The sequence below is a fragment of the Streptomyces pacificus genome (assembly GCF_011766325.1).
Taxonomy (GTDB): domain Bacteria; phylum Actinomycetota; class Actinomycetes; order Streptomycetales; family Streptomycetaceae; genus Streptomyces; species Streptomyces pacificus.
On record NZ_BLLG01000002.1, the window covers coordinates 242,031 to 268,319 of the forward strand.

The 26,289-nt window shown below is 73.6% G+C and carries 18 protein-coding genes and 1 pseudogene; 11 read left to right on the forward strand and 8 right to left on the reverse strand.

Annotated elements, in window-relative coordinates:
- Positions 1-15 precede the first annotated feature (15 nt).
- Complete coding sequence (locus SCWH03_RS03950; protein ID WP_272491040.1) at positions 16-810, reverse strand: amino acid ABC transporter ATP-binding protein; 795 nt, start codon at positions 808-810, stop codon at positions 16-18.
- A 336-nt stretch (positions 811-1,146) separates the two neighbouring features.
- On the opposite strand from SCWH03_RS03950, the gene SCWH03_RS03955 reads away from it, so the two are divergent.
- The 9 genes from SCWH03_RS03955 (at position 1,147) to SCWH03_RS03995 (ending at position 12,070) form a co-directional block, all read left to right on the forward strand.
- Positions 1,147-1,686, forward strand: a complete 540-nt coding sequence (locus tag SCWH03_RS03955; RefSeq protein ID WP_173261846.1) for a hypothetical protein — start codon at positions 1,147-1,149, stop codon at positions 1,684-1,686.
- A gap of 758 nt (positions 1,687-2,444) precedes the next feature.
- On the forward strand, positions 2,445-4,625 hold the full coding sequence (locus SCWH03_RS03960) for a hypothetical protein (RefSeq protein ID WP_173261849.1): 2,181 nt from the start codon (positions 2,445-2,447) through the stop codon (positions 4,623-4,625).
- 129 nt (positions 4,626-4,754) lie between these two features.
- Complete coding sequence (gene pelF / locus SCWH03_RS03965) at positions 4,755-6,266, forward strand: GT4 family glycosyltransferase PelF (RefSeq protein WP_173261851.1); 1,512 nt, start codon at positions 4,755-4,757, stop codon at positions 6,264-6,266.
- 8 nt (positions 6,267-6,274) lie between these two features.
- Complete coding sequence (locus tag SCWH03_RS03970) at positions 6,275-7,645, forward strand: hypothetical protein (RefSeq protein ID WP_254076545.1); 1,371 nt, start codon at positions 6,275-6,277, stop codon at positions 7,643-7,645.
- 303 nt (positions 7,646-7,948) lie between these two features.
- Positions 7,949-8,950 carry an SDR family NAD(P)-dependent oxidoreductase gene (locus SCWH03_RS03975; protein WP_173261858.1) on the forward strand — a complete coding sequence of 334 codons (1,002 nt, stop codon included), beginning with the start codon at positions 7,949-7,951 and terminating at the stop codon, positions 8,948-8,950.
- 40 nt (positions 8,951-8,990) lie between these two features.
- Positions 8,991-9,704: a sugar phosphate nucleotidyltransferase gene (locus SCWH03_RS03980; RefSeq protein ID WP_173261861.1), complete on the forward strand. Its 714-nt coding sequence runs from the start codon at positions 8,991-8,993 to the stop codon at positions 9,702-9,704.
- 7 nt (positions 9,705-9,711) lie between these two features.
- Positions 9,712-10,623 (forward strand): NAD-dependent epimerase/dehydratase family protein, encoded by a 912-nt coding sequence (locus SCWH03_RS03985; protein ID WP_173261864.1) that lies wholly within the window; start codon positions 9,712-9,714, stop codon positions 10,621-10,623.
- On the forward strand, positions 10,620-11,282 hold the full coding sequence (locus SCWH03_RS03990) for a spherulation-specific family 4 protein (RefSeq protein ID WP_173261867.1): 663 nt from the start codon (positions 10,620-10,622) through the stop codon (positions 11,280-11,282). Before SCWH03_RS03985 ends, SCWH03_RS03990 begins: the two co-directional genes overlap by 4 nt.
- A complete protein-coding gene (locus SCWH03_RS03995; RefSeq protein ID WP_173261869.1) occupies positions 11,279-12,070 on the forward strand; it encodes an endo alpha-1,4 polygalactosaminidase in 792 nt (263 codons plus the stop codon). The genes SCWH03_RS03990 and SCWH03_RS03995 overlap by 4 nt, the downstream gene beginning before the upstream one ends.
- Before the next feature lie 81 nt (positions 12,071-12,151).
- Here SCWH03_RS03995 and SCWH03_RS04000 read toward each other — a convergent pair whose 3' ends face one another.
- Positions 12,152-13,507: a hypothetical protein gene (locus tag SCWH03_RS04000; protein WP_254076546.1), complete on the reverse strand. Its 1,356-nt coding sequence runs from the start codon at positions 13,505-13,507 to the stop codon at positions 12,152-12,154.
- Between the two features lie 251 nt (positions 13,508-13,758).
- Here SCWH03_RS04000 and SCWH03_RS04005 point away from each other — a divergent pair, with 251 nt between their 5' ends.
- Positions 13,759-15,831 (forward strand): ATP-binding SpoIIE family protein phosphatase, encoded by a 2,073-nt coding sequence (locus tag SCWH03_RS04005; protein ID WP_173261871.1) that lies wholly within the window; start codon positions 13,759-13,761, stop codon positions 15,829-15,831.
- A gap of 70 nt (positions 15,832-15,901) precedes the next feature.
- Positions 15,902-16,266: pseudogene (locus SCWH03_RS04010) on the forward strand (PP2C family protein-serine/threonine phosphatase); the annotation flags it as partial.
- Between the two features lie 128 nt (positions 16,267-16,394).
- Here the strand turns inward: SCWH03_RS04010 and SCWH03_RS04015 are convergent.
- The 6 genes from SCWH03_RS04015 to SCWH03_RS04040 form a co-directional block, all read right to left on the reverse strand.
- Complete coding sequence (locus SCWH03_RS04015; protein WP_173261874.1) at positions 16,395-19,430, reverse strand: alpha-mannosidase; 3,036 nt, start codon at positions 19,428-19,430, stop codon at positions 16,395-16,397.
- 45 nt (positions 19,431-19,475) lie between these two features.
- On the reverse strand, positions 19,476-21,536 hold the full coding sequence (locus tag SCWH03_RS04020; RefSeq protein WP_173261876.1) for an endo-beta-N-acetylglucosaminidase: 2,061 nt from the start codon (positions 21,534-21,536) through the stop codon (positions 19,476-19,478).
- A gap of 212 nt (positions 21,537-21,748) precedes the next feature.
- A complete protein-coding gene (locus SCWH03_RS04025; RefSeq protein WP_173261879.1) occupies positions 21,749-22,999 on the reverse strand; it encodes a glycoside hydrolase 5 family protein in 1,251 nt (416 codons plus the stop codon).
- A gap of 71 nt (positions 23,000-23,070) precedes the next feature.
- Positions 23,071-23,979 carry a carbohydrate ABC transporter permease gene (locus SCWH03_RS04030; RefSeq protein ID WP_173261882.1) on the reverse strand — a complete coding sequence of 303 codons (909 nt, stop codon included), beginning with the start codon at positions 23,977-23,979 and terminating at the stop codon, positions 23,071-23,073.
- On the reverse strand, positions 23,976-24,953 hold the full coding sequence (locus tag SCWH03_RS04035) for a carbohydrate ABC transporter permease (RefSeq protein WP_173261885.1): 978 nt from the start codon (positions 24,951-24,953) through the stop codon (positions 23,976-23,978). The genes SCWH03_RS04030 and SCWH03_RS04035 overlap by 4 nt, the downstream gene beginning before the upstream one ends.
- 25 nt (positions 24,954-24,978) lie before the next feature.
- Positions 24,979-26,280, reverse strand: a complete 1,302-nt coding sequence (locus SCWH03_RS04040) for an ABC transporter substrate-binding protein (RefSeq protein WP_173261888.1) — start codon at positions 26,278-26,280, stop codon at positions 24,979-24,981.
- Positions 26,281-26,289 lie beyond the last annotated feature (9 nt).

The following is a 26,289-nucleotide window of genomic DNA, read 5'->3' on the forward strand; positions in this document are numbered from 1 at the left end:
CGCGGGCGCCGGGCGTCAGTGGTGGAGGATCTTCGAGAGGAAGTCCCTGGCGCGGTCGGTGCGGGGGGCGGTGAAGAACTCGTCGGGTGTCGTCTCCTCCACGATCCTGCCGTCGGCCATGAACACCACGTGGTTGGCGGCCGAACGGGCGAATCCCATCTCATGGGTGACGACCACCATGGTCATGCCGTCCCGGGCGAGCTGCCGCATGACCTCGAGCACCTCGTTGATCATCTCCGGGTCGAGGGCGGAGGTCGGCTCGTCGAACAGCATGATCTTGGGGTCCATGGCGAGCGCCCTGGCGATCGCCACCCGCTGCTGCTGGCCGCCGGAGAGCTGGGCGGGGTACTTGTCCGCCTGGGTGCCCACGCCCACCCGGTCGAGGAGGCCGCGTGCCCGCTCCTCGGCGGCCTTCCGGCCCTTCCTGCGGACCTTGATCTGGCCGAGGGTCACGTTCTGCAGGACGGTCTTGTGCGCGAAGAGGTTGAAGGACTGGAAGACCATGCCGACGTCGGCGCGCAGCCGGGCGAGTTCCCTGCCCTCGGCGGGCAGCGGCCTGCCGTCGATGGCGATCTCGCCGGAGTCGATGACCTCCAGGCGGTTGATGGCGCGGCAGAGCGTGGACTTGCCTCCGCCGGACGGGCCGATGACGACGACCACCTCACCGCGGTCCACGGTCAGACTGACGTCCCTGAGGACGTGCAGCGGACCGAAGTGCTTGTCCACATGGCGCAGCTCGACCAGCGCACGGCTGCTCGTGCCCGGGGTGAAGGTCTGCTCGCTCACGGCGGCTCCGCTCGTCGGCTCCATCGTCCATCCGGTCCGCACCGTCCGCACTCCGGGAGCCGTTGGCGTTCGCCCACCCGGACCGCCCACCCGGACCGCCGGTGCCCGGGCGAGGCGCGGGCCGTCCCCGGGCGCGGAACCGGCCATTGTCGCGCTCCCGCTGCGTGACGCCCCACGCACGGTGAGCGACCGGATCCGGAGTGCGCCGGCACCGGCTGTGTCCGGCGCATATGCGCCCAGGCGGACGGCGGCCCGGATCCGCAGTCCCGCCCGCGGCCGCGGCGGTTTCGGGCCGGGCGGTGCGCGAAGCTCCCGGAGCGGGGCAGACGCGGACACCGGCGTCTCCTAGCCTCCCGGCCCATGCGCATCACACATCTGACACGCCTCCTCCGGCCGGCCGCCCTCGCCACGGCCCTCGCCACGGCCCTCCTCTGCTTCGGACCGGCGCAGCCCGCCGCCGCCGACGCACCGGACTTGGCCTTCACCGTCGACCAGCCGGTGACCACTCCCGGGTCGGCCGTGTCACTGACGATGACCCTGACCAACAACCAGTCCACGGACATCTGGTTCGTGTACCAGTCGGTCCAGCCGACCTGGGCGACGACCCAGCGCAAGGACCTCGTGTACAGCTTCGTGTCCTGCACCGCCGAGGGCGCCGCGTGCTCGGGCATCGGTTCGACCGCGCTCGGCGTCGACTACGAGATCCCACTGGCCCCCGGCACGTCCCGGACCGTCACCCTCACGTACCAGGTCGCCGCCGACTCCGGCTGCAACGGCACCATCGGCTTCTACTCGTACCTGTACTACGAGTACGACAACGGGCAGAGCACCAAGGACGGCATCCACGCCATGCCGGAGACCCGGGTGGCCTGCGCGCCCACGGAACCGGCCGGCTCCTGACCGGCGGAACCGGTTTCGCCCGCCCCTGCGGGCACTGCCTCCGGGGAACCGGGAAACCCCGGAGACCCGGAGACCCGACCGGGGAACCGGAGAACCGGAGAACCGGGAAACCGGGAAACCGGGAAACCGGGAAACCGGAGAACCGGGAAACCGGGGAACCGGGGAACCGGGGAACGCGGCGGGCCGAACGCCGGGGTACTCCGCCGGACCGGCCCTGCCCTCCCCCGGACCCTCCGGCGGACGCCGGCGCGGGCCCGCGCCGGCGTCCGCCGGGGCGGGCCCGCACACCCCGGAGCGGACGGCACGCGGCCGACGGCGGAACCCGGCGGGCGCCGGGCACGCCATCGGCACTTTCCGGCCACCCACACCACATGCACCATCCACACCACACGCACCAGAAGAACCGCTCGCACCGTGCGGCACCCTCGGCACTTCAGGCCACCCGACCCCCCGGCTACCGCCTGCACCACCGGCATGACCGGCGCCGCTGGCCGAAAATGCACGTCCCCCTCGCCCCGGGCCTTGTCCGTCCTCCCGGCCGCTGCCAGCCTCTGGCTCCGTACCGGACGGGCTCCCGGGCCTACGGCCCCAGCCGCTGCGCCCGCAGAGCGCCTGCACTTTTCCGTCAACTTTCACCGTAGCCGCACGGAACCCACACGCAGCCTCCACTATGTCTCGGGACAGGGCATAGCAGCACGGCGTTCCGGGGGGAGCAGCCGCGCCGCTGTGCCGGGGGTCATGGGGAGGGACACCACCGCATGAAGCGGATCCGCGTCCGGCGGACCTTACGCACGACCGCGCTCGCCGCGGGAGCACTCGCCATCGCGCTCGGCGGACTGCCGGCGTCGCCGGTGCAGGCGGCCGAACCGGCGCCGAGAATCGACCTCAGGGTGCTCGTGGTCTTCGACGGGGGCCCGGCCACGGCCGCGATCGCCGCGGAGCTGGATGGCGCGGGCACCCCGTACACCGTGGTCGATCTCGAGGACGCGGGGCGGCCCGTCATCGACGCCGCCTTCCTCGCCGACGAGATCGACGGCCGGCCCCGCGCGAAGTACCAGGCCGTGGTCCTGCCCAACGACAACCCGTTCCCCGCCGGTTCACCGGAGATGGCCGCCCTCGCCGCGTACGAGCGGACCTACGCGATCCCGCAGGTCGACGCGTACACCTACGCGCGGCCCCAGGCGGGCCTGGAGTACCCGGTGAACGGCGGGTACGCGGGGCCGGTCGACGGCATCACGGCACAGGTGACCGCGGCGGGCGAGGACGGGCCCTTCGGCTATCTCGAGGGTGCCTTCACCTTCGAGGACAACGACCCCGCGGTCGACGAGAGCTGGGGCTTCCTCTCCAGGCCGCGGGCGGGCGCCGACTTCACCACCTATGTCGACGCCCCGCTCCCCTCGGGGACCGGCCGGGGCTCGCTCGTCGGGGAGTACCGGCACGACGGCCGCCGCGAACTGGTGGTCACCTTCGTGGCCAACCAGTACCAGCAGCAGTTCCGGCTGCTCGCCCGGGGGATCGTCGACTGGATGACGCAGGAAGTCCGGCTGGGCACCTCGCGCAACTGGTTCTCGGTCCATGTCGACGACGTGTTCGCGAGCGACGACCGCTGGGACACCGAACTCGACTGCACACCGGGGGACGTGGACTGCCGGCCCGGCGAGGGCACACCCGACCCGATCAGGATGACCCCCGGCGACGCCGCGCACGCGGTCGAGTGGTCGCGGTCCCGCGACTTCACCCTCGACCTCGCGTACAACGGCGGCGGCAGCGTGGAGTACCGGGAGGAGCACGGCGGCGCCGACCCGCTGGCGGACCGGCTGACCGAGGAGCCCGAGGCGTTCCGCTGGATCAACCACACCTACGACCACCCCTATCTGGGCTGCGAGCAGGACGTCAGTGTCGTGCCCTGGAAGTGCGCCGTGAACGCGGACGGCACCGTCCGCTACGTCGGACGGGACGAGATATCCCGGCAGATCGCCGACAACCGCCGGTGGGCGGAGGACGCGGGACTGCCGCTGGACAGCGGCGAGCTGGTCACGGGCGAGCACTCGGGGCTCAAGCTGCTGCCGCAGCAGCCCGAGGACAATCCGCACCTCGCCCCCGCGCTCGCGGACAACGCCGTCGGCTGGCTCGCCTCCGACAACTCCCGCGACCCGGTGCAGCGCCAGGTCGGTCCCGCGCTCACCGTCTCGCGCCACCCGATGAACGTGTTCTACAACGCGGGCCGCGAGGCGGAGCAGGTCGACGAGTACAACTGGATCTACACCAGCCGGGCCCAGGGCGGCAGCGGCATCTGCGAGGACTCTGCCACGACCACCTGTCTCGACGCCCCGCTCGACCCCGCGACCGGCTACCCGGACCACATCGTCCCCCTCGAGGCGCGGATCGCCATGGGGCACGTCCTGGCCAACGACCCCCGCCCGCACTTCATCCACCAGTCGAACCTCGCCGAGGACCGCATCGCGTACCCGGTCCTGGACCGGATCCTCGACCGGTACGCGGAGCTGTACGCGGACGACACCCCACTGGTGAACCCCCGGATGAGCGACGTCGGGGAAGAACTGCGCGAACGGGCCGCGTGGGACGGCGCGATGCAGGCCGGGCGGATCACGGCGTACCGGATCGGCGACACGGTGACCGTCACGGCCCCGCCCGGTACCGCCGTCCGCGCCACCATGCCGGCGGGCACCACCCGGGTCCTCCAGGACGGCGCGGCGGCCTTCGGCGAGCCCTACGCGGGCACCGTCTCCGGAAGTGCGCCGTCCAGACCCGGCCAGGACGGCGTGACCCTGTCACTGCCGTCGGCCCCCGCGGCGGGCGCCCCTTCCTCCGGTCCCGCCCGTGCCACGGCCCCCGCTCCGGACGGCCCGTTGCCGGCCGGCGCCGAACGGCCCGTGCCCCCCGGCGCAGAGCGCCGACCCGCCGGCGCCGAGCGCTGACCCGAACGACCCGGCCGCACCAGCTCGCCCCGCGAGGAAGCGGGTTCCGGACGCCGCACGCCGTCACCAGACCGGCTCGGCGTCCGGAACCCGCCGCAGACTCGCGCCCTCCTGCCGTGGAGCCCATCCATGCACGTATCGCCTCGTGCGCCGCGCCGAGACGCGGCGCACGTCACCCTGCTCACCGAAGGCACCTACCCGCACAGTCACGGCGGGGTGAGCGTCTGGTGCGACCAGCTCGTCCGCGGCATACCCGACATGGACTTCGACGTCATCGCGGTGACCGGCACCGGACGGGAGTCCGTCGCCTGGGAGCTGCCCCCGCACGTCGCCGAGCCGGTCACGATACCCATGTGGGGCCCCACGCCCCCCGGTTCGGCCCCGCGCGGCCGGCGTGAGCGCCTGCTGATGTCCGCCTACGAGCGGTTCCTGACGGCACTGCTGGACCCTGCGGCCGAGGACGGCTTCCCGCCCGCCCTGTACGAACTGGCGCACGCCGCCCGGGACGGGGTGCTCGGAGCGGCGCTGCGCGGGGACCGCGCCCTGCGCGTGCTGACCGCCGTGTGGAACCGCCGCGGTCTGACCGTCCGCGAGGCGCGACCCAGCCTCCATGACGCCGTCACCGCGACCGCGCTGCTCGAGCACGCCCTGCGGCCGCTCGCCGCCCGGCCGCCGGAGCGCGGAGTGGCGCACGCCGTCAGCGGCGGTGTCGCGGTGCTGCCGGGGCTGGCCGCCCTCGAACTCCACGGGGTCCCGCTGCTGCTGACCGAGCACGGGGTCTATCTGCGTGAACGCTATCTCGGCTACCGGACCGCTCCCTACCGCTGGCCGGTGAAGGCGCTGCTGCTCGGCTTCTTCCGGCTGCTGGCCGAGGAGAGCTACCGCCGGGCGGCCCTCATCACGCCGGGCAACCGCTACAACCGGCTGTGGGAGGAGCAGGGCGGCGCCGACCCCCGGCTCATCCGCACCGTCTACAACGGAGTCGATCCCGCGGCCTTTCCCGAGGCCGGCCCGGAGCCGGAGCAGCCGACGCTCAGCTGGGCCGGGCGCGTCGACCCCATCAAGGACCTGGAGACCCTTATCCGGGCGTTCGCCGAGGTCCGAAAGGCCGTTCCCGGTGCCGTGCTGCGGCTGTTCGGCGGCACACCGCGCGGCGGCGAGGCGTACCGGGAGCGATGCGAGGCGCTCGCCGCGTCGCTCGGCCACGGCGACGCCGTCACCTTCGAGGGCCGGGTGGACGACATCAGGGACGCGTACGCCGCGGGCAACGTCGTGATGCTCTCCAGCATCAGCGAGGGATTCCCCTTCACCCTCATCGAGGCCATGTCGTGCGGCAGGGCCACCGTCTCCACCGACGTCGGCGGCGTCCGGGAGGCGGTGGGCGGCGCCGGCCTGGTCGTCCCGCCCCGCGACCCGGGGGCCATGGCCGAGGCCGCGCTGGAACTGCTGGCCGATCCCCCGCGCCGGGCGGCCATGGGCCAGGCGGCGAGGCTGCGGGTGATCGAGCAGTTCACGCTCCGCCAGACCATCGACACCTTCCGCGCCATCTATCTGGAGCTGACCGTCCGCGGGACCAGACTCGCCGACCCCTGGGGCACCCCCCTCAGCGACGAGGTACCGCTGGGGAGCGTGGCCGGATGAGCGGGCCGATGGCGCTCGAACCCGACGGCGGGCAGGGCGACACCCTGGCCCTGCGGCTCGCCGCGCCCGACACCACCCTGTCGCTGCGCCTGCCCCGGCGCCGAAGGACGCCGGACGACCCGGTGGACGTACTGGCCGCCGAACTCGCCGACCGCATCGGCCCCGCGGTGCACGCCTACGAGGTGGCGGCCCTGCTGGAGTCCGAGGGCCTGACGGGCGAGCAGACCCGGGAGCGCTACGGGCACCCCGACCTGTTCTCGCTCGCGGCCGACCTGTACCGGCGGGTGCCGCGCAGCTTCCCCGAGCCGCCGCCCGGACCGGATCCCTGGGCGCCGGACCATGTCCGGTGCGCCCTGCGCGGGGCGCTGTTCGCCCTGCCGGGGCTGGCCTACCTGCTCACCGGCGGGCTGTGGAACTCGCCCCGGGGGGTGTACGCCCTGGTGGCCGCGGGCCTGCTGTCCTGGGCGTGGGGGCAGGCGCTCAGCCACCGCGCGTACCTCCGGCTGGCCGCGGGGCCCCGCGAGGCGGGCCGGACACTGCTCCTGGGTGCCCCTCCGGGCGCGCTGCTCGCCTCGACGGCCGCTCTCGCGGTCGCCGGGCCGGGGCCGGCGGCTCTGTTCGGCGCGGGGCAGTCGCTGTACCTCGCGGCGGCCGGGGTGCTCCTGGTCCGCGGCCGGGAACCGCTGCTGCTCGGCGCGCTCGCACCGATGGCCGCGGGCGCGGCGACACTGCCGTGGTGGGACCCGGGTGCGCCGGCGCGCATCGCGCTGCCGGTGCTGACGGTGGTGCTCGCCGTCACCGCCGCCTGCCGCGAGATCCGGGGGATGCTGGCCGCGCCCGCGGAAGGCGGCTCCACCCGGCCGCCGCTGGCGGCCTCGGTACCGTACGGGCTGTTCGGGCTGGCCGCGGGCACGCTGGTGGTGTCGGTGGGCCGGCACCAGCCCTGGGCCGTCATCGCGCTGACCCTGAGCATGGGCCCCGCGGAATGGCTGCTGTACCGCTACCGGGGACTGTCGGTCGCGGCGCTGCGGGCCTCGGCGAACGAGGCCGTCTTCCGGCTGCGGTCCGCCCGGACACTGGCCCTGTGCCTGGGCGGCTATCTGCTGCCGCTCGTCCTGGCGACGCTGCTCACCGGCGCCGAACCCGCGCCCCTGCTGACCCTCGCCGCGCTGCTCTGGACCGCCCTGCTGCTCCAGGCGTTCGGCCTCGCCTGGTTCCCGGCCCTGGTCGCGCTCACCGCGGCCGCCGCGGTGGCCGCCGTGACCCTGCTCGGCGGCCCACCCGGCACCGCCTGGCCGCTGGTCTGCTGCGGCACCGCCACCGCGGTGCTCGTCATAGGCGCCGTGCGGTGCCTGGGCCGGCCCACCGCGCACTCCTGACCCCGATGCCCGCCAGTCCCGTGCCACTCGCGGCGACCGCCGCGCCGGGGCCGCGGGCCCGCACAGCCGCGGGCGGCCCCGTCCTCACCAGCCGTCCTCACCAGCCGTCCTCACCAGCCGTCGCCATCAGCCGGACGCGACTGCCCGTCCGCCGCGCTCCCACCACCGCTCCCGGTCCGACGCGCCCCTACCACTGCCTCCGGTCACCACCACACAACCCCTCACCACCGCAGGACCGCACACCACACCGCCGCACACCACCCGCTGCTCCCTCCGGGGAGCCCCTTTCGAAAGGAAGACCACGTGACAACCGCACCGCTCGCCGCCGTCACCGGAGCCGAAGGCTTCATCGGCTCCCACCTCACCGAGGCCCTCGTCGCCTCCGGTCACCGGGTCCGGGCCATGGCGCAGTACAACTCCTTCTCCTCCTACGGCTGGCTGGAGACCCTCCCGCAGGACGTCCTCGACCAGGTCGAGATCGTGCTGGGCGACGTCCGCGACCCCGGCTCGGTACGCGCGCTCGCCGAAGGAGCCGACACCGTCTACCACCTGGCGGCGCTCATCGCGATCCCCTACTCCTACCGCGCTCCGCACAGCTATGTGGACACCAACGTCACGGGCACGCTCAACGTGCTGGAGGCCGTGCGGGCACTGGAGACCCCGCGGCTGGTGCACACCTCCACCAGCGAGACCTACGGGACCGCGCAGACCGTGCCCATCACCGAGGACCACCCCATCAACACCCAGTCCCCGTACGCCGCGTCGAAGGCCGGCGGGGACCGGCTGGCGGACAGCTACCACGCGAGTTTCGCCACCCCCGTGGTCACCCTGCGGCCCTTCAACACCTTCGGCCCCCGCCAGTCGATGCGCGCCGTCATCCCGACCGTCATCGGACAGGTCGCCGCCGGCAAGCACACCATCACCCTCGGCGACCTGCGCCCCACCCGTGACTTCACCTACGCCACGGACACGGCGGCGGCGTTCCTCGCCGTCGGTACGGCACCGGCCGAGGCGGTCGTCGGCCGGACCCTCAACGCCGGTACCGGCGGCGAGATCTCCATCGGGGACCTGGTGGGGCTGATCGGCAAGGTGATGGGCACCGACCTGGACATCCGGGAGGACGAACAGCGCATCAGGCCCGCGGACTCCGAGGTGATGCGACTCGTCGCGGACGCGACCCGGCTGCGGGAGGCGACCGGCTGGGCTCCGGCACTCGACCTGGAGCAGGGCCTCGCCAGGACGGTGGAGTTCTTCCGCGACCCCGCCAACCTCGCCCGCTACAAGACCGGCATCTACAACGTCTGATCCGGCGGACCACCGACCACCGTACTCACAGGGGGCTACCGTGCACGCAGTGATTCTCGCCGGAGGCAAGGGCATCCGGCTGCGCCCGTACACCACCGCGCTGCCCAAACCGCTCGTCCCGATCGGCGACCGGCACGCGATCCTGGAGATCGTGCTGCGCCAGCTGGCGGCGAGCGGCTTCACCAGCTGCACCATCGCCGTCGGCCATCTCGGCCACATCATCCGCGCCTACGTCGGGAGCGGTTCCCGATGGGGGCTGAGCGTCGACTACGCGACCGAGGAGAACCCACTGGGCACCATGGGGCCCCTGCTGACGATGCGGGACCGGCTGCCCGAATCGTTCCTGGTGATGAACGGGGACATCCTCACCGACCTCGACTTCGCCGACGTGCTGACCCGGCACCGGACGGGCGGTTCGGCGCTGACCATCGCCACCTACGCCCGGAAGGTGCACATCGACTTCGGGGTCCTCACCACGGACGCCGGGAAGGTGGTCGGCTTCGCCGAGAAGCCGTCCATGGACTACCGCGTCTCGATGGGCGTGTACGGGCTGTCCCTGGACACGCTCGACGGCTACACCGCCGGGCTGCCGCTCGGCTTCGACGAACTCGTGCTCGACCTGCTGAAGGCCGGCAAACCTCCGCAGGCCTACGAGTTCGACGGCTACTGGCTGGACATCGGGCGGCCGGACGACTACGACCGGGCCAACGCCGAGTTCACCACGCACCAGTCACTGCTGCTCAAGGGAGCCTGAACCCGCCATGCGCATCCTCGTCCTGGGCCACACCGGGTACCTCGGCCGCCATATCGCCGCACAGCTCGGCGCGCTGCAAGGCGTGCGGCTGTTCGGCGGCGGCCGGTCCCCGGACGCCGACCTCCACGTCGACCTCGCCACGGCCGACGCGGAGCGGCTGGCCGAGAACCTCTCGGACCTCTCCCCCGACGCAGTGGTCAACTGCGCGGGCTCCCTCGGCGCCGACCCGGTGACCGACGCCGAGGTCAACGCCCGCGGCCCGGCCGTGCTGTGCGCGGCGCTGCTGCGGGCCGCACCGACGGCCCGGCTGGTGCACCTCGGCTCGGCCGCCGAGTACGGGGCCTGCGAGCCCGGCGTACCGGTGGCGGAGGACGCGCCGACCCGGCCGGCGGCCTCGTACGGCGCCACCAAGCTGGCCGGCACCGTGGCCGTCGCCTCGTCGGGACTGGACGCGGTCGTGCTGCGCGTGGGCAACCCGGTCGGGCCGGGCGCCGCCCCGATGAGCCTGCCGGGCGGCACCGCTCTGCGGCTGCGCCGGGCCGGCGGGGACCGGGACGCGGTCGTGCGCTTCGGCGACCTCTCCGCGCATCGCGACTTCGTCGACGTGCGGGACCTGGCCCGGGCCGTCGCGGCGGCCGCAACGGCCGGGCCGCTGCCGCGGATCCTCAACATCGGCGGCGGCCGGGCGGTCCCCATCCGGGAGCTGGTGCGGGGGCTGGTGGCCGTGGCGGGGTTCCGCGGCCGGATCGAGGAGGCCGGCGCCGGGTCGTCCCGCTCCGCGGGCGTGGCCTGGCAGTGCTCGGACATCACAGCCGCGCGGGAGGCGCTCGGCTGGGAGCCGCGGTTCACCCTGGCGGACTCCCTCGCCGCGCTGTGGGCCTCGGTCGGCGCCCCCGGGAAGGCGGATCCGGTGGCATGACGCTGCTCGTCCCCCTCTATGTGCATCCCGCGACGGACCCCGAGGCCTGGCAGCTGGTCACGGCCTCGGGGGAACGGGTATACGGGGTGGTGCTCAACCCGGGCGACGGTCCCGGTGCGGCGCCCGACCCCGCGTTCGTCTCCGCCGCCCGCGCCCTGCGGGCGGCGGGCACACCGGTCTTCGGCTACGTCGACCTGGACTACGGGATGCGGCCCGACCCGGCGGTGACCGGCGACCTGGACCGCTACCGCGACTGGTACGGCCCCGACGGGTGCTTCTTCGACCAGGTGCCGGCCGACCGGTCCGCGCTGCCCCGCTGCCGCCGGCTCGTCCGCGCCGCGCGGCAGCGGGGCGCGGGCACGGTCGTCCTCAACCACGGGGTGCACCCCGCACCCGGATACGCCAGGGTCGCGGACCTGCTGGTGACGTTCGAGGGCCCGTGGCCGGTCTATCTCTCCTCCTTCACCCGGCCGCGGTGGACGGCCCGCCATCCAGCGGAGCGGTTCTGCCACCTGGTGTACGAGGTGCCGACGGCGCTGGCCGGGGTCGCCGCCCGGGCCGCAGTGGAGCGCGGGGCTGCGGTGTCCTGCGCGGTCACCGGCTCGCTGCCCAACCCCTGGGGCTCACCGCCGCCCGCACTGTACGGGGAGGCTCGGTGAACCGCCTCCGTGTCGCCCGGCTGTGCCTGGTGGCGGCCGTGCTGCTGCTCGCGGGCTGCGCGGGCGGTGCGCCGGTGCCGGACGGGGCCCGCTGGCAGCCGCGGCCCGGCACCGCGTGGCAGTGGCAGCTCGACGGCCGCGCGGATCCCTCGTCCGCCGACGTGCCCGTGTACGACATCGACGGCTTCGAGAACAGCGCGCGCGACGTCGCGCGGCTGCACCGGGACGGACGCAAGGTCATCTGCTACATCAACGCCGGTGCCTGGGAGCGTTTCCGCCCCGACCAGGGGGACTTCCCGGTCTCCGTGCGCGGGCGGCCGAACGGCTGGGAGGGCGAGCGCTGGCTCGACATCCGCCGGCTGGACGTGCTGCGCCCGCTGATGGAGAGGCGCTTCGACATGTGCCGGGAGAAGGGCTTCGACGCGGTCGAACCCGATCTGCTGGACGCCTATCTCAACGACACCGGCTTCCCCCTCACCGCCGCCGATCAGCTCGCCTACAACCGCATGATCGCCCGAATCGCCCATGACCGCGGCCTGTCCGTCGGGTTGAAGAACGACCTGCCCCAGGTGGCGGAGCTGGTCGGGGACTTCGACTTCGCGGTCAACGAGGAGTGCGCCCAGTACGGCGAGTGCGCGAAGCTCACGCCGTTCATCGCGGCGGGGAAGGCCGTTTTCCACGTCGAGTACGCGCTGGCCAACCAGGACTTCTGCGCCGAGTCCCGGCGGCTCGGGCTGTCCTCCATGCGCAAGCGGCTGGAGCTGGACGCGTGGCGCCGGCCGTGCTGAGCGGGCCACCGGGGCGGACCGGGTGCCCGGCGGACCGGGCGGACCGGGCGGACGGCCCCCGCCCGCAGGGCGGGCGGGCGCTCAGCGGGAGTCCGGGGAGCGGGGGGCGCCCGGCGGGCCTCCGCCTGCCGCGGGCTCCCGGTCCGCCGGCCCGGGGGCCCGGTCGGTGTCCTGGGCCAGGAACTCCACGACGGCGAGCGCGAGGAGCAGCGCGAGGGCCAGCCCGACGACGACCCAGGCGGTGGGGTACGGCCACAGGAGGTACGCCAGCACGGCGGCGGCGACCAGCACCCAGGTGATCCACGTCCGGTAGCGGCGGACCCAGGGGCCCACGGGGCCGGTGCGCAGGCCCGCGCGGTGCGCCGTGGCCCGGGTGGCGGTGATGCCCGAGGTCCACAGCTGGCGGACGAGACCCGCGTACCTGCCCGGCCCCGTGAGCCAGGCGGCGAGGGCGACGACGACACCGAGCATCACGATGTTGCGGATCGTGCTGCGCAGGAAGCGGACGAGCGTGTCGTACACGGCCTCCGCCGCGGGCTGGGACACGCCCTGGGGGAGGGAGTTCAGATAGGTCACCCGGAAGACCGTCAGCGCCGCGCCCAGCAGCGCGGTCGCGACCGCGACCCCGAGCGCCGCCGCCACCAGGGCCTTGCGGCGGTGGGCGGCCAGGAGCACCCCGGCGGCGATCAGCACCACGCCGACGACCGGCAGCCAGGCGCCCGCGAGCTGGAGCAGCCGGAACCCGGTCTTGACCCGGCCGATGTCCTCGGACTGCAGGACGGTGAAGTCGGTGTGGACCTCGGGGATGTTCTGGGCGATGGTGAGCCCCCCGTTCACCAGTTGCTGCTTGACCTCCTCGATCACGGGCGCGAGGTCGATCTGCACCGCGTTGTCGGTGAGCCTGATGGCGCCGTCGCCGCCCCCGGTGAGCGCCTTGACCACCGCTGCGTGGATCTCCCGGTTCGCCTCGGTCCAGATCCTGCGGAAGACATCGGAGGCGACGACGTCCTGGACGCGGGCCTTCACGAAGCTGCGGACGGCGTTCTCCAGGGCGCCGCCGACCCCGCCGATCAGGGCGTCCAGACGGGGGCGATCGGCCGGGGCCACCTGCTGAAGGAGCTCGGGGATGTCGATGTTCTCCATCACGACGTCCGTGACCCGGGCCGCGACGGCGGCCTGCACGGCGGGGTCGGAGGCGAGGGGGGCGACGGTGGCGACATAGCGGTCGGTGTCGGCCACCTCGCTGTCGGCCCAGGCCGCGACGGCGCTCAGCGGGGCCAGCAGGCAGCCGAGGACGATCAGCACCGCGGCGAGGGCCGAGCGCGCCCGGTGCCGCGGCGGCCGGGGCGGCGGCGGCTCCCGCGACTCCAGGGCCGCGATCCGGGCCCGCAGCTGCTCCAGGTCGCGGCCCTCGGAGCCGGTGGTTCCGTCCGGCATGCGCACTCCTCCGCTGTCGGCAGGCTGACCACAGCAGACCCCGGGAGGCGGTGGGGCGCGAGCCGGGAGGGCCGCTCAGGTGAGGCCCGCAACGGCCGCTGCCGCGGGTGGGGGGGCCGCAGGCGACGGGGGCCCCACCGGGCACGGGGGCGCTGCGGGGGCGGCCGCGGCCGCCCCCGGCTCGGGGCACCCGTTGCGGGCCGTGGGACGCGCCGACTTGCCCCCGGCTCATCAGGGGCGATCGTGGGTATGTGGACGGAGACGACGCGCGGCGGGAATCGGCCATCCTCGACGCCCTCTTCACACAGGCACCGTTCGGCCTGTACCTGTGTGACGCCGAGCTGCGGGTCGTCCGCTTCAACAGTGCCGCGCCCGGGGTGCACGGCATCCCCCCCGAGCGGATCCTGGGCAGGACCGTCGCCGAGCTCGTGGAGGGCCGCACGGACGAACCGGTCGCCGCGCTGGCGGAGGAGGCGCTGCGCACGGGCGCGGTCGTCCGCGACCGGCTGTTCACCGGCAGGTCCCCGGCCCACCCCGACCGGGACATGACCGTCTCGCTGTCGCTGTTCCGCCTTGAGGAGGCCGACGGCGAGCCGCTCGGCCTTGCGGTCGTCGTCGAGAACGTCACGGAGCGCGAGGCGGCCCTCGGGCGGCTCGCGCTGCTGAACTCGGCCCGGGAGTCCATCGGCACCAGTCTCGACGCGTACCGCACGGCCGGGGAGCTCGTGGACGTGCTCGTCCCCGGGCTCGCCGACGCCGCGGCGGTGGACCTCCTGGACGACGCGCTGCGCGGGCGCCCGCTGCGGCCCGGTGCCGTACCCGCGGACACGCCGCTGCGCCGGGCCGCGTTCCGGAGCGTCCTCGGCGACGAGCGGGGGCCGCCGAAGGGCGGGCTGAACACGTTCGGCCCCCACACCCCGTACTCGCAGGTGCTGAACGACCTGGCACCGCGCCTGATCACCGGCGTCGACGCGGGCGACGCCTGGCTGGGCGCCGACCCCTCGCGGGGGGATCCCATCGTGTCGGCGGGTGTCCACTCCCTCGTGGTGGTGCCGCTGGCGCTGCGGGAGACGGTGCTGGGAGTCGCTGCCCTGTACCGCTTCTCGCGTCCCGAGCCGTTCGAGGACACGGATCTCGCGCTGGCGGCGGAACTGATGGCCAAGGCGGCCGTGCACCTCGACAACGCCTGCAGTTTCGCCCGGGAGCGCACCGTGGCCAGAGCGCTGCAGCAGGGGCTGATGCCGGGGCGGCCGCCCGAGCTGACCGCGGTGGACACGGCCTGCGTGTATCTCCCCGAGAGCGCCGGAGGCGACTGGTACGACGTCATCCCGCTGTCCGGTGCCAGGGTCGCCCTGGTCGTGGGCGATGTCGCCGGGCACGGCATCGAGGCCGCCGCCACCATGGGGCAGCTGCGCACCGCCCTGCGGACGCTCGCGCTGCAGGACCTGGAGCCCGGTGAACTGCTCGGCCGGCTCGACGAGACGGCCGGTTTCCTCACCCGGACGCGTGCGCCCGTCGGCCAGGACGACGAGACGACCCACGACCACCTCGCCACCTGCGTCTGCGTGGTCTACGACCCGGTGTCCCGGGCGTGCACCGCCGCCCGGGCCGGCCATCCCCTCCCCGTGATGCTGGGGCCGGACGGCTCGGCGCTGGACTTCGGCGTACCCGACGGGCCGCCGCTCGGCGCGGGAGGCGGCGGCTACGCGTCCGCGACCACCGTGCTCGAGGAGTCCACCCTGCTGGCGCTCTACACCAACGGGCTGGTGAACACCGGTGGCCGGGACGGGCCGACGCCCCAGGAACGGCTGCACCGGATCCTCGCCCGGCCCGAGGAGTGCCTCGCCCGGCTCTGCGACTCCGCGGTCTACGAGCTGGTGCCGCGACTGCCGCGGGAGGACGCGGTACTGCTGCTCGCCCGGACCCGTGCCCTGCCCGCCGACCGGGTCACCAGCTGGACCCTGCCCCGGGACGCCTCGGTCGTCTCCACCGCCCGCCGACTGATCGAGCACCAGCTCCAGGCGTGGGACATGCCGGACGCCGTCTCCACCACCGAACTGATCGTCAGCGAGCTGCTGTCCAACGCGATCCGCTACGGGCGAGGCCCGATCAGGCTGCGGGTGATCCTCGACCGCTCGCTGATCTGCGAGGTCTCCGACACCAGCAGTACCTCACCGCATATGCGCCATGCCACCGAGACGGACGAAGGGGGCCGTGGACTGTTCATCATCATGCAGCTCAGCGACCGGTGGGGCACCCGGACCACCGGAGACGGCAAGACCATCTGGTCGGAACAGGTGATCCGGCACGGCCCCGCCCGGTAGGGTCCCACGCACACCGGAGCGGCCGAGGGCGTGTCCCGCCCTGCGCCCCCACTCTCCCGGGCTCGACAGCATGGAGGAGGGCACCGCCCGGCTGGTGCGGGCGGGCCCTCTGCATCCGGTGATCCGCCACCCCGACGGCAGCACCGGGGAACTGCCGGTGGGGGGCGGGCCGCCACTGGGTGTTCCGGCCGGCCAGGAGTACCCGATGACGGAGGCGGGTCTGGTGCCCGGCACCCTGCCGGCGCTGGTGACGGACGGTCTGGTGGAGTCGGCGGCCCTGCCCGTGGAGGAGGGGTGCGCCGGCTGTGCGACCCGCTCGCCGCGGCCGACCCCTCCGACGCCGGGCGGGTGGCCGACGAACTCGTCGCGGACGTGAACCGGCGCGACGACGACGTGGCCTTGCTGCTGCTCCGCTACGACGGCACCCGGGCCCGGCTGGACCGGAGGGGCCGGCGAAGGGCCGCGGCCCGAGCGGGCAGGGGCCCGAGTGGGCAGGGGCCGGCGCGCCGGATGCGCACCGGCCCTCCCCTCGCGGTGTCCTTCGTCCCCTCGCCGGACCCCGCTCAGGCCCTGGTCAGCCGGAGCGTCACGAGCTCGAACGGGCGCAGGGCCAGGGACACCGCGTCGCCGGCGCGCTCCACCGCGCCGCCCTCGGCCAGCGGACGCTCGAGCAGGTCCGTGGCCACCGCCGCGGCGAGCGGGAAGCCCGCCGTCAGCGTCGCGCGGGCGCGCCCGCCCCGGGACTCGTGGAAGCGGACCACCACATCGCCGCTTCCGTCGTCCGCGAGCTTGACCGCGGTCACCACCACGGCGTCGTCGTCCACCTCGACCAGCGGTGCGACGGCGGCGTCCGCGCCCGTCACCCGCCGCTCCGGGAGGTTCACGCGGTACCCCTCGCGTACCGCGTCGCCGATCGCCGCACCCGGCGCGAGAGCGTGGCGGAAGCGGTGGACGCCCTGGTCGGTCTGCGGATCGGGGAAGCGCGGGGCGCGCAGCAGGGACGCCCGGAACGTGGTCGTCGTCCCGGAGTCGGCGGCACGGACGGTACGGGTCACGTCGTGGCCGTACGTGGAGTCGTTGACCAGTGCGACGCCCCAGTCGGGCTCGCCGATGTGGACGAAGCGGTGGTTGCAGGCCTCGAACTTGGCCGCCTCCCAGCTGGTGTTGGTGTGCGTCGCCCGGTGGAAGTGGCCGAACTGGGTCTCGGAGGCGTAGCGCTCGGCGTGCACATCGAGCGGGAAGGCCAGCTTGAGGAACTTCTCGGTCTCGTGCCAGTCGACTTCGGTGTCGATGTCGAGCCGCTTGGCGCCCGGGGCGAGCGACAGCACCTGGGTCGCCCTGGACGACCCGAAGGAGCGCACGATCCGCACCGCGGCCGCGCCGGCGCCCGCCTCCTCTCCGGCGGGCTCCACCAGGTCGGCCTCCACCAGGTCCGTGCCGGTGTTGCGGTAGAACTCGTCCACGTCCCAGGCATCCCACATGTTCGGGAAGTCGGGGTGCAGCTGGAGCAGGTTGGCGGCGGCACCGGGCGCGACCGCCTCGCGTTCGGCACCGATGTCGTACGCCGAGACGACGAGGCCGCGTTCGTCGATCTCCACCCTGAGCAGCCCGTTGCCGAGGACGTACCCGCCGCCCTCGCGCGGCCGCAGGTGCGCCTCGCCGCCGCCGGCCGGCCGTCCGGCGCCGCCCGCGGGGACGCCGTGGCGGGCGTGCGGGGCCGGGTTGAAGACGAGTTCGGCGGTTCCGTGGCCGGCGAGTGCCCGCTGGGCGGCGTCGACGACGGCGTTCAGCTCGCCGGCGACCGCCGCGTACGTCTTCTCGGCCTCGCGGTGCACCCAGGCGATGGAGGAACCGGGGAGGATGTCGTGGAACTGGTGCAGCAGCACCGTCTTCCAGATCCGGTCCAGCTGCTCGTACGGGTAGCGGAACCCGGTGCGCACCGCGGCCGTCGCGGCCCACAGCTCGGCCTCGCGCAGCAGGTGCTCGGAGCGGCGGTTGCCCTGCTTGGTCCTCGCCTGGCTGGTGAGCGTCGCCCGGTGCAGTTCGAGGTACAGCTCCCCCACCCATACCGGCGGATCGGCGTACTCGGCCTCGGCCTTGGTGAAGAACGCCTCCGGGGTCTCCCAGACCACCGTCGCCGCGCCCTCCAGGTCCCGCATCCGGGCCGCCTTGGCCACCATCTCCCGGGTGGTGCCGCCTCCTCCGTCGCCCCAGCCGGTCGGCGCCAGCGAGTGCCGGGCGACTCCCTTGTCCTTGAAGTTCCGCGCGGCGTGCGCGATCTCGCTGCCCTTCATGGAGCAGTTGTAGGTGTCCACCGGCGGGAAGTGGGTGAAGATCCGGGTCCCGTCGATGCCCTCCCAACGGAAGGTGTGGTGGGGGAACTTGTTCGTCTGCGACCACGAGATCTTCTGGGTGAGCAGCCACTTGGAGCCGGCCGCCTTGATGATCTGGGGCAGTCCCGCGGCGAACCCGAAGGTGTCGGGGAGCCAGGCCTCGTCGTTCTCGATGCCGAACTCGTCCAGGAAGAACCGCTTGCCGTGCACGAACTGACGGGCCATCGCCTCCGAGCCGGGCATGTTGGTGTCGGACTCCACCCACATGCCGCCCGCCGGCACGAACCGGCCGTCGGCGACGGCCTTCTTCACCCTGGCCCACACCTCGGGCCGGTGCTCCTTGACCCAGGCCCACTGCTGCGCCTGCGACATGGCGAAGACGAAGTCCGGTTCGTCCTCCAGGAGGGCCGTCATGTTGGAGGTGGTGCGGGCGACCTTGCGTACGGTCTCCCGGAGCGGCCACAGCCAGGCGGAGTCGATGTGCGCGTGCCCGACGGCGCTGATGCGGTGCGCCGAGGGCTCGGCGGGGGTGGCCAGCACCTGCTCCAGGCAGGCCCGGGCGGCGGCGGCCGTGCCGGGGACGTCCTGGAGGTCGACGGCGTCCAGGGCCCGGTCCACCGCCCGCAGGATCTCGAAGCGCCGGGCGGAGTCCGCGGGGAGCTCCGCCATCAGCTCGCCCAGCACCTCGAGGTCCATCACCAGCTGCCAGACGCTCTCCTCGAAGACGGCGAGGTCCATCCGGGCCAGCCGGTACTGCGGCTCGCTGCCGGCGGTCTCCTTGTCGCCCAGCGGGGTGGGGAGGAAGGGGTGGTAGTCGAGGATGACCGGGTTGGACGCCGCCTCGATGTGCAGCCGCACCTCCTCGCCGCCTTCGACGGGCGCCCCGATCCGGACCCACTGGTTGCGCGGGTTCAGCCCCTTCACCGGGGTGCCGTCGGGCCGGTAGACGAGCCCTTCGCACTGGAACCCCGGCATGTTCTCGTCGAAGCCGAGGTCGAGGACCGCCTCGACGGTCCGGCCTGCCCAGGCCGCGGGGACGGTCCCGGTGACCCGGAACCAGCTGGTCCCCCACGGCGCGCCCCATCTCGTGCCGACCGCGATCGGCGACGGGTCGGCGGCCAGCCCCTCCTCGACCGGTACGGGCTCACCGGGGGCGTTCCACACGGCCACGTCCAGCGGGACGGACGCGGAGTACACGGCGGGTCGGATGCGCTCGTCGAGGACGCGCTTGAGTCGGGCCTCGACCAGGCTGCGGTCGTCATGCATGGGGTTCTGCTCCGTAAGGGGTCGGGGTGCGGGGGGTGCGGGCCGTCACCAGGGGTGGACGGCGGATGCGGCGGCGGAGGCCGTGTAGAGCTCGCCGACGGCGCGGACCTCGATGCGCAGGGCCGGTTCGCCCGGCTCCGGGCGCAGCCCGGCGACGTGGAACGCGGTCTGGCAGGTGCCGCCGAGGAAGCGCCGGGTGCCGTCGGGGAGGACGCGGTGCAGTTCGTAGTGGCGCAGGGGGCCGGGTGCCGCGGTCCAGCGCAGCCGCAGCCCGGTGCCCTCGTCGTCGGTGGCGCTGCCGGTGACGAGGAGCTCGGCCGGGGAGGCGGGCGATGCGGTTTCGTTCCGCACCGCCAGTCCGCCGAGCCGGTAGGCCACGGTGCCGTCGCCGGTGAGCCGGACCCCGAGGGCGTGCAGCTCGCCCGAGAGGCCGTTCAGCCGCAGGGCCGCGGTCGTCCAGCCGCTGCCGCCGGGCAGGGTCCCGGCGGGCACGTAGGTGTACGGGACCGGGTCGCCGGGCTGGTCCGGCTCCCGGGTGGCGACGGCGAGTTCGACGGTGACGGGGCCCTCGTCCGCCCGGTGGGCGAGCTCGACGACGGTGCCGGGGCCGAGCGGCAGCCGGGTCGCGTAGAGCTCGACCGTCGCCGGGGCGTCGAGCGGGCCGGCGACCAGGACGCTGCTGCCGCCGCGCCAGGCGTCGGCGAAGTCGAAGGAGACGGCCGGGCGGCGGCCTTCGGTCCGTACGACCCATCGGCGGCCCGGCAGCCTGTCCTGGAGGCCGAGGTGGTTCCACTCGCTGCCGGAGGTGACGGTGCCCTCCTCGTACCAGCGCAGTCCGTGTCCGGTGTTGAAGGTCGTGGCGAACGGCAGTGCGGTGACGGTGGAGCGGTCGGCGACGGCGGTCGCCGGGGCGCGCCATCCGCTGTCGCCGTCCGGGACGGACGGGTCGAGCGACTGCCCGGTCCAGAAGCGGTCGTCGGCGGCGTGGAACTGGCCCGGGGTACGGCCCGCGGGGAGGTGGTTGCGGGTCCACTCGGGGCGGTAGAAGCCGTAGGAGACGACGTGGTCCCGGTCGCGGGGGATGATCGCGTCCCAGTCGACGGCCTTGTTCCAGCCGTTCGCCTCGACGTCGACCCCGGCCCACAACGCGTAGCGGCTGCGGTCGAGCGCGGCCGCGCGGGTGGCGGAGGACGCGAGCCGGGACGGTGTCCAGCGGAAGTCCACGAACATCGAGTCGGCGGTCCGGAAGAAGTCCTGGTTGCGCTCGTTGAGCGCGCCCTGCCAGGACACCGTGCCGCCGGCCGTCATCGCGTCGTACCAGGTGACGCGCAGCCCGGCGGACTCGCCGCGGGCTTTGAGGTCCCGCACGAAGGCGAGCATCTCGGCGCCGAGGGCCGCGTCGCCGCCCTCCGTCTCCGCGTTGACGAACCAGCCGTCGAAGCCGTGGGCGGTGGCGACCTCGACCAGCTTCGCGGCGAGGGGGAAGCGGCCCAGGGAGTCGCGCTGCACCAGGTCGCGCGTCCACCGCAGGTCGCCGCCCCAGTGCACGGGCGGCAGGAACACGGTGCCGAGGACGGGGACGCCGTGGCGGTGGGCGGCGTCCACGACGGGAGCGTTCGGGGCCAGGATCAGGCCCTCCCCCGCCGAGCCGCCCCAGAAGACGAGTTCGTCGAGGTACGCCCAGTGCGTCAGTGCGTAGTGGTCGGCGGTCGGCGCGCCCTGGGAGGGGTTGCTTGAGGTGTGCCCGAAGGACACCAGCGACTGGACGCGGGCCTGGCCGGTGCGTGCCGTGCGGTTCGGCGGGACGGGTGTGAAGCGCGGGGCCAGCGGCACGGCCGCGGTGTTGAAGGGCAGGTCCGGGTCGTCCTCGGCCCGCCAGGTGCTGAGGCTGCGCCAGGTGACGCCCTCGCCGGGGGTCCCGGCGGGCAGCGAGTCGGGGAACCAGTAGGAGGCGTGCGGCCGGAGGTCCCCGGTCGCCGCGGCCTCGGCGGTGCTGCCGGCGCGCGGCGCGGCGGCGGCCCGCCCCAGGGGGAGGAGGGCGGCCGCGGCACCCGCCGCTCCCGCGATGACCACGCTGCGGCGGCGGGGGGCGATGGGCTGGGTCATGGTGTGCTCCGTGTCGGTGGCTGACGAGGGACGGTGCGGTGCGGGAGCGGTCTCCGCGCTGCGGGTCGGCTGCTCAGGGACGGTACGGGACGGCGCCGGGCCCGGGCACGTCCCCCCTCCCGTGATCGGGCGCCGGGCGGCCGGCCGGCCGCTGCCCCCGGGGGTCGGCGGCCGGCGGCCGGCACCACGGCCGCCGCCGGTGGCCGGGGGCGTCACCGGACCTCCTCCGGGGTGACCACCTCGGTGATGCCCCGGGCGGCGAGGTGCCCGGGGTCGGCGGCCCGTCCTGCCAGGACGGCGGCGGGCCTGGCCCCCTCCGCGGTGAGCCGGGCGAAGGCCTCGAAGACGGCGCCGCCCGGGGCGCAGACCGAGCGCCGCCGGGGGCCGTCCTCCTCGCCCGCGTCGACGACGAGCGCGGTGGTCCGGGGGGCCGGCCGGTGCGGGTGCTCCCGCTGCTCGCGGACGATGCGGGCGATGGCCCGCCCGATCGGCTTGACCTCGCGGTCGCTGGTCATCAGGCCCAGGCTGTACTCGAGTTCGGGGAAGTCCGCCAGCGAGCGCGACACGTCGTGCGAGCACCACCAGGTGACGCCCCACAGGTCCTCGCAGTCGAGGACGTTGGCGACGGTCGCCTCGGTGAAGGCGGCCGCGTGCTCGGCGGGGACCAGCGGTGCGGGCGCGCCGACCTCCTGCAGCCACACCGGGCGGTGCGGCTCGTCCGCCCACGCCTTGGAGAGTTCGACGAGGTACGCGGCGTGCTGCTCGGTCGCCGTCCCGGTGCGGCCGTGGCGCTGCGCCGTGCCGTTGAAGACCCAGGAGTGCACGGCGGTGACGGCGCCCAGCCGGGCCGAGTGCGCGGGCGTGAACGGCTGGTCGTCCTGGTACCAGGCGGCGTCGTACTCGGCGTGCAGGTGCAGTCTCCCGGGCGCGCCCTCCTCGCAGGCGGCCAGCAGGGCGCCGAGCCACTGCTCCGCCTGCGCCGGTGTGATCCGGTCGGGGTCGGGGTGCGGTCCTGCGGAGAACTGGTTGACCTCGTTGCCGACGGTCATGCCGATGAAGTTGGGCCGGTCGGCGAGGGCCTGGGCGAGGGTGCGCAGATACGCGGCCTGGCCCGCCACCACGTCGGGGTCGGTGAAGATGTTGCGGCGGTGCCAGGTCTGCGTCCACGACGGCAGGAAGTCGAAGCTCGACAGGTGCCCCTGGAGCCCGTCGACGTTGACGTCGAGCCCGCGCTCCGCGGCGGCGTCGGCGAGCTGGACGAGCTGTTCCACGGCCCGCGGGCGGATCAGGGTGCGGTTGGGCTGGAAGACGGGCCAGAGCGGGAAGACCCGGACGTGGTCCAGACCCAGTGCCGCGACGGAGTCCAGGTCGGCCCGTACGGTGTCGAGGTCGAAGTCGAGCCAGTGGTGGAACCATCCCCGGCTCGGGGTGTAGTTGGCGCCGAAGCGCACGCGTGAGGACATGGACGTCCGAGGCTCCTCGGAGGGTCGGGGCAGGGCCGCCGCTGCGGCGGCCCTGTCGTGTTGACGGTGCATCAGCCCTTGACGGCTCCCTCTCCCACGCCGCGGAAGAAGTAGCGCTGGAGGCAGGCGAACAGGACGACCAGCGGCAGTACGGCGATGATCGTGCCGGCCGCGACGAGGCGTTCGTCGTCGGCGAAGGTGCCGTGCAGGTAGTTGAGCCCGATGGTGAGGGTGAAGTTCTGCGGGTCGCTGAGCACGATCAGCGGCCAGAGGAAGTCGTCCCAGGCGCCCATGAAGGAGAGGATGGCGACGACCGCCAGGGTGCCCTTGACCGAGGGCAGCGCGATCCGGACGAACCGCTGCCAGACGTTCGCGCCGTCGACGAACGCCGCCTCTTCCACCTCGTAGGGCAGGTTGAGGAAGGCGTTGCGCATCAGCAGCACGTTCAGCGCGGAGATCGACAGCGGCAGCACCACACCGGCGAGGGTGTCGTTGAGTCCGAGCCCGCGCATGGTCGTGAACAGGGCGATGATGATGCCCTCGACGGGCACGAGCATCGCCAGGATGAACACGAGCGTGGCGGCCCTGCGGCCCCGGTAGCGCAGCCGGGCGAGGGCGTAGCCGGCGAGGGCGGCGCCCGCGCAGTTGGCCACGACGTTGACGACCGCGACGGTGAGCGAGTTGAGGGCGTAGTCCCACACGGGGATGGTCTCGGCGACGCGGGCGTAGTTGTCGAACGTGGGCTGTTCGGGAAGGAAGGACGGCGGGGAGGCGAAGATGTCCTCGTGCGGCCCCTTGAGCGAGGTGGACAGCTGCCACAGGAACGGTCCGACGGTCAGCGCGAGGACCGCCAGCAGCAGCGCGTACCTCAGCGCGATCTCCCACCCGGGCATCCGGCGGCCGGTGTCCCGGCTCCGGCGCCGGCCCGGGGCGGCCGCGCCCGCCTCCCGCCGCTCCGCGCGGTCCTTGAGCCGGCTCATGCGTCCTCCTTGCGGTCGGCGCGCAGCACCAGCAGCATCAGGGCGACGGTGACGACGAAGACGACCACCGATATCGCCGCGGAGTAGCCGACCCGGCCGGAGAGCCCGGTGCCGGTGCGCTGGACGAGCATGACGAGGGTGGTGTCCTCGCCCGCGGGGCCTCCGTCGGGGCCCGCCATCAGGTACACCTCGGAGAAGACCTTGAAGGCGGCCACCGAGGAGAGGGCACCCACCAGCACCATGGTGGAGCGGACCGCGGGCACCGTGACGGTGAGGAACCGGCGTACGGCTCCCGCGCCGTCCACGGACGCCGCCTCGTGGAGCTCGCGGGGGACGTTCCCCAGTGCGGCCAGATAGATGATCATGTAGTAGCCGAGGCCCTTCCAGACCGTGACCGCCATGGCGCTCAGCAGGAGCAGCCACTGGTCGCTGAGGAAGCCGACCGGGCCGGCCCCCACCACCTCCAGCATCGAGTTCACCAGGCCGCGTTCGTCCAGCAGCCACACCCAGATCAGGCCGACGACCACGATGGAGGCGACGACCGGGGTGTAGAACGCGGAGCGGAAGAACGTGATGCCCGGGATCTGCTTCTCCACGAGCAGCGCCAGCAGCAGCGGCAGGATGACCAGCGCCGGCACGACGCCCAGCACGTACAGCGTGCTGTTGCGCAGACCGATCCAGAACATCTCGTCGCCGAGCATCTCCCGGTAGTTGTCCAGTCCGACGAAGCTGCCGGGCAGCAGCGCCCGTCGGTCCGTGAAGGAGTTGGCCACCGTGGAGAGGAACGGGTAGAGGCTGAACGCGCCGGCGACCAGCATTCCCGGGGCCGCGAACAGCCAGGGACTCGTGGGCAGTTGCCGTCTGATCCGGCTCCTTCCGCCCCGCGGGCGGCCGGCGGGCGGCCGGCCGCCCGGGGCGCGCCTCTTCGCCGTCTTGCCGGGGGTCGAAACCGGTGAGGTGGTGGGGGTCGTCATGGCCGGGTCCTTGCTCGTCCGGGTCTCAGCTCTGCTTCAGCAGCCGGTTGCAGGCGTTGACAGCGTTGTCAAGCGCTTCCTTGGGGCTCTCCTTGCCCTGGAGCGCCCTGGCGACGGCGTTGCGCAACTCGGTCTTCATCTGCTCGCTCAGCAGCACCGGGGTGTAGTTGACCGCGGTCTTCAGGGACTTGGCCGCGGCGATGCGCACCCTGGTGGCGTCGGTGCCGTCCTCCTTGGTGAAGTACGGGTCGTCGAGGGAGCCCGCGGTGCTCGGGAAGATGGCGACCTGCTTGGCGAACTCCATCTGGCGCTGCGCGTCGGTGACGAAGTGCGCGAAGGCGACGGCGGCGGGCGTCTGCTTGGTCCTGGCGTTCACCATGACGCCCATCACGTACATGTTGTCCTTGCCGGTGTTGCTGATCTGCTCGGTGATCCCGATGTTGTCGTACAGCGTCGGGGCCTGCTTCCGGAACTTCTCCAGGTCCAGCGCGGAGCCCGGGTTCATCGCCACCGCCTCGGTGAGGAACTTCTTGCCCGCCGATTCGGGCGTCGCGGTGAGCGCCTGCGGGTCGAGCGCCTTGGCGTCGTACAACTCCTTGTACTTGGTCAGGAGTTCGACCCCCTTGGCGTCGTTGAAGGTGAAGGCCGTGCCCTCCTCGTTCATCAGCTGCACGCCGTAGCGGCCGAAGTCCTCGATGGTGGGGATGTTGGCCAGGGTGGCGATCTCGCCCTTGCTCTTCTCGGCGATCCGCAGCGACTGCTCGAAGAGCTCGTCGTACGTCGTGGGGGGCTTCTCCGCGTCGAGTCCGGCCTCCTCGAAGAGGCGCTTGTTGTAGAACAGCGGACCGGTGTTGAGGTACCACGGGAAGGCGTACGTGCCCTCCAGGCCCGGGACCCGGTGGCCGGCCCAGGCGCCCGGCAGGTACTCCTTCTCGTACTTCGCGGCCGCCTGGTCGAGGTCGAGCGCGAGGCCGGCCTTGGCGAGCGGGGCCAGCAGATCGGGGGAGACGTTCACGACGTCCGGGAGGGTGCCGCCGGCGGCGTCGGCGCTGAGCTTGTCGGCGTAGCCCTCGGCGGGCTGGTCGACCCACTTGACCTCGGTGCCGGGGTACTCCTTCTCGAAGTCGGCGATGAGATCGGTGAAGTAGGGCTTGAAGCCGGCCCGCAGGTTCCAGGTCTGGAAGGTGATGCTGCCCTCGACCTTGCCGGAGGCGTCCGCCTCGCCCCCGGTGTCGGACGCGCCCTGGCAGGCGCTGAGCGGGAGGACGACGGCGAGGAAGGCGGCGGTGGCGGCGGTTCTGCGGGCGGTACGGCGGGGGATAGGCACGGTGGATCG

Excerpts from the sequence above, each read along its gene's own strand:
- SCWH03_RS03950 (WP_272491040.1), bottom strand. The coding sequence starts at position 810 with ATGGAGCCGACGAGCGGAGCCGCCGTGAGCGAGCAGACCTTCACCCCG.
- SCWH03_RS03955 (WP_173261846.1), top strand. The coding sequence starts at position 1,147 with ATGCGCATCACACATCTGACACGCCTCCTCCGGCCGGCCGCCCTCGCC.
- SCWH03_RS03960 (WP_173261849.1), top strand. The coding sequence starts at position 2,445 with ATGAAGCGGATCCGCGTCCGGCGGACCTTACGCACGACCGCGCTCGCC.
- pelF (WP_173261851.1), top strand. The coding sequence starts at position 4,755 with ATGCACGTATCGCCTCGTGCGCCGCGCCGAGACGCGGCGCACGTCACC.
- SCWH03_RS03970 (WP_254076545.1), top strand. The coding sequence starts at position 6,275 with ATGGCGCTCGAACCCGACGGCGGGCAGGGCGACACCCTGGCCCTGCGG.
- SCWH03_RS03985 (WP_173261864.1), top strand. The coding sequence starts at position 9,712 with ATGCGCATCCTCGTCCTGGGCCACACCGGGTACCTCGGCCGCCATATC.
- SCWH03_RS03990 (WP_173261867.1), top strand. The coding sequence starts at position 10,620 with ATGACGCTGCTCGTCCCCCTCTATGTGCATCCCGCGACGGACCCCGAG.
- SCWH03_RS04000 (WP_254076546.1), bottom strand. The coding sequence starts at position 13,507 with ATGCCGGACGGAACCACCGGCTCCGAGGGCCGCGACCTGGAGCAGCTG.
- SCWH03_RS04015 (WP_173261874.1), bottom strand. The coding sequence starts at position 19,430 with ATGCATGACGACCGCAGCCTGGTCGAGGCCCGACTCAAGCGCGTCCTC.
- SCWH03_RS04020 (WP_173261876.1), bottom strand. The coding sequence starts at position 21,536 with ATGACCCAGCCCATCGCCCCCCGCCGCCGCAGCGTGGTCATCGCGGGA.
- SCWH03_RS04025 (WP_173261879.1), bottom strand. The coding sequence starts at position 22,999 with ATGTCCTCACGCGTGCGCTTCGGCGCCAACTACACCCCGAGCCGGGGA.
- SCWH03_RS04030 (WP_173261882.1), bottom strand. The coding sequence starts at position 23,979 with ATGAGCCGGCTCAAGGACCGCGCGGAGCGGCGGGAGGCGGGCGCGGCC.
- SCWH03_RS04035 (WP_173261885.1), bottom strand. The coding sequence starts at position 24,953 with ATGACGACCCCCACCACCTCACCGGTTTCGACCCCCGGCAAGACGGCG.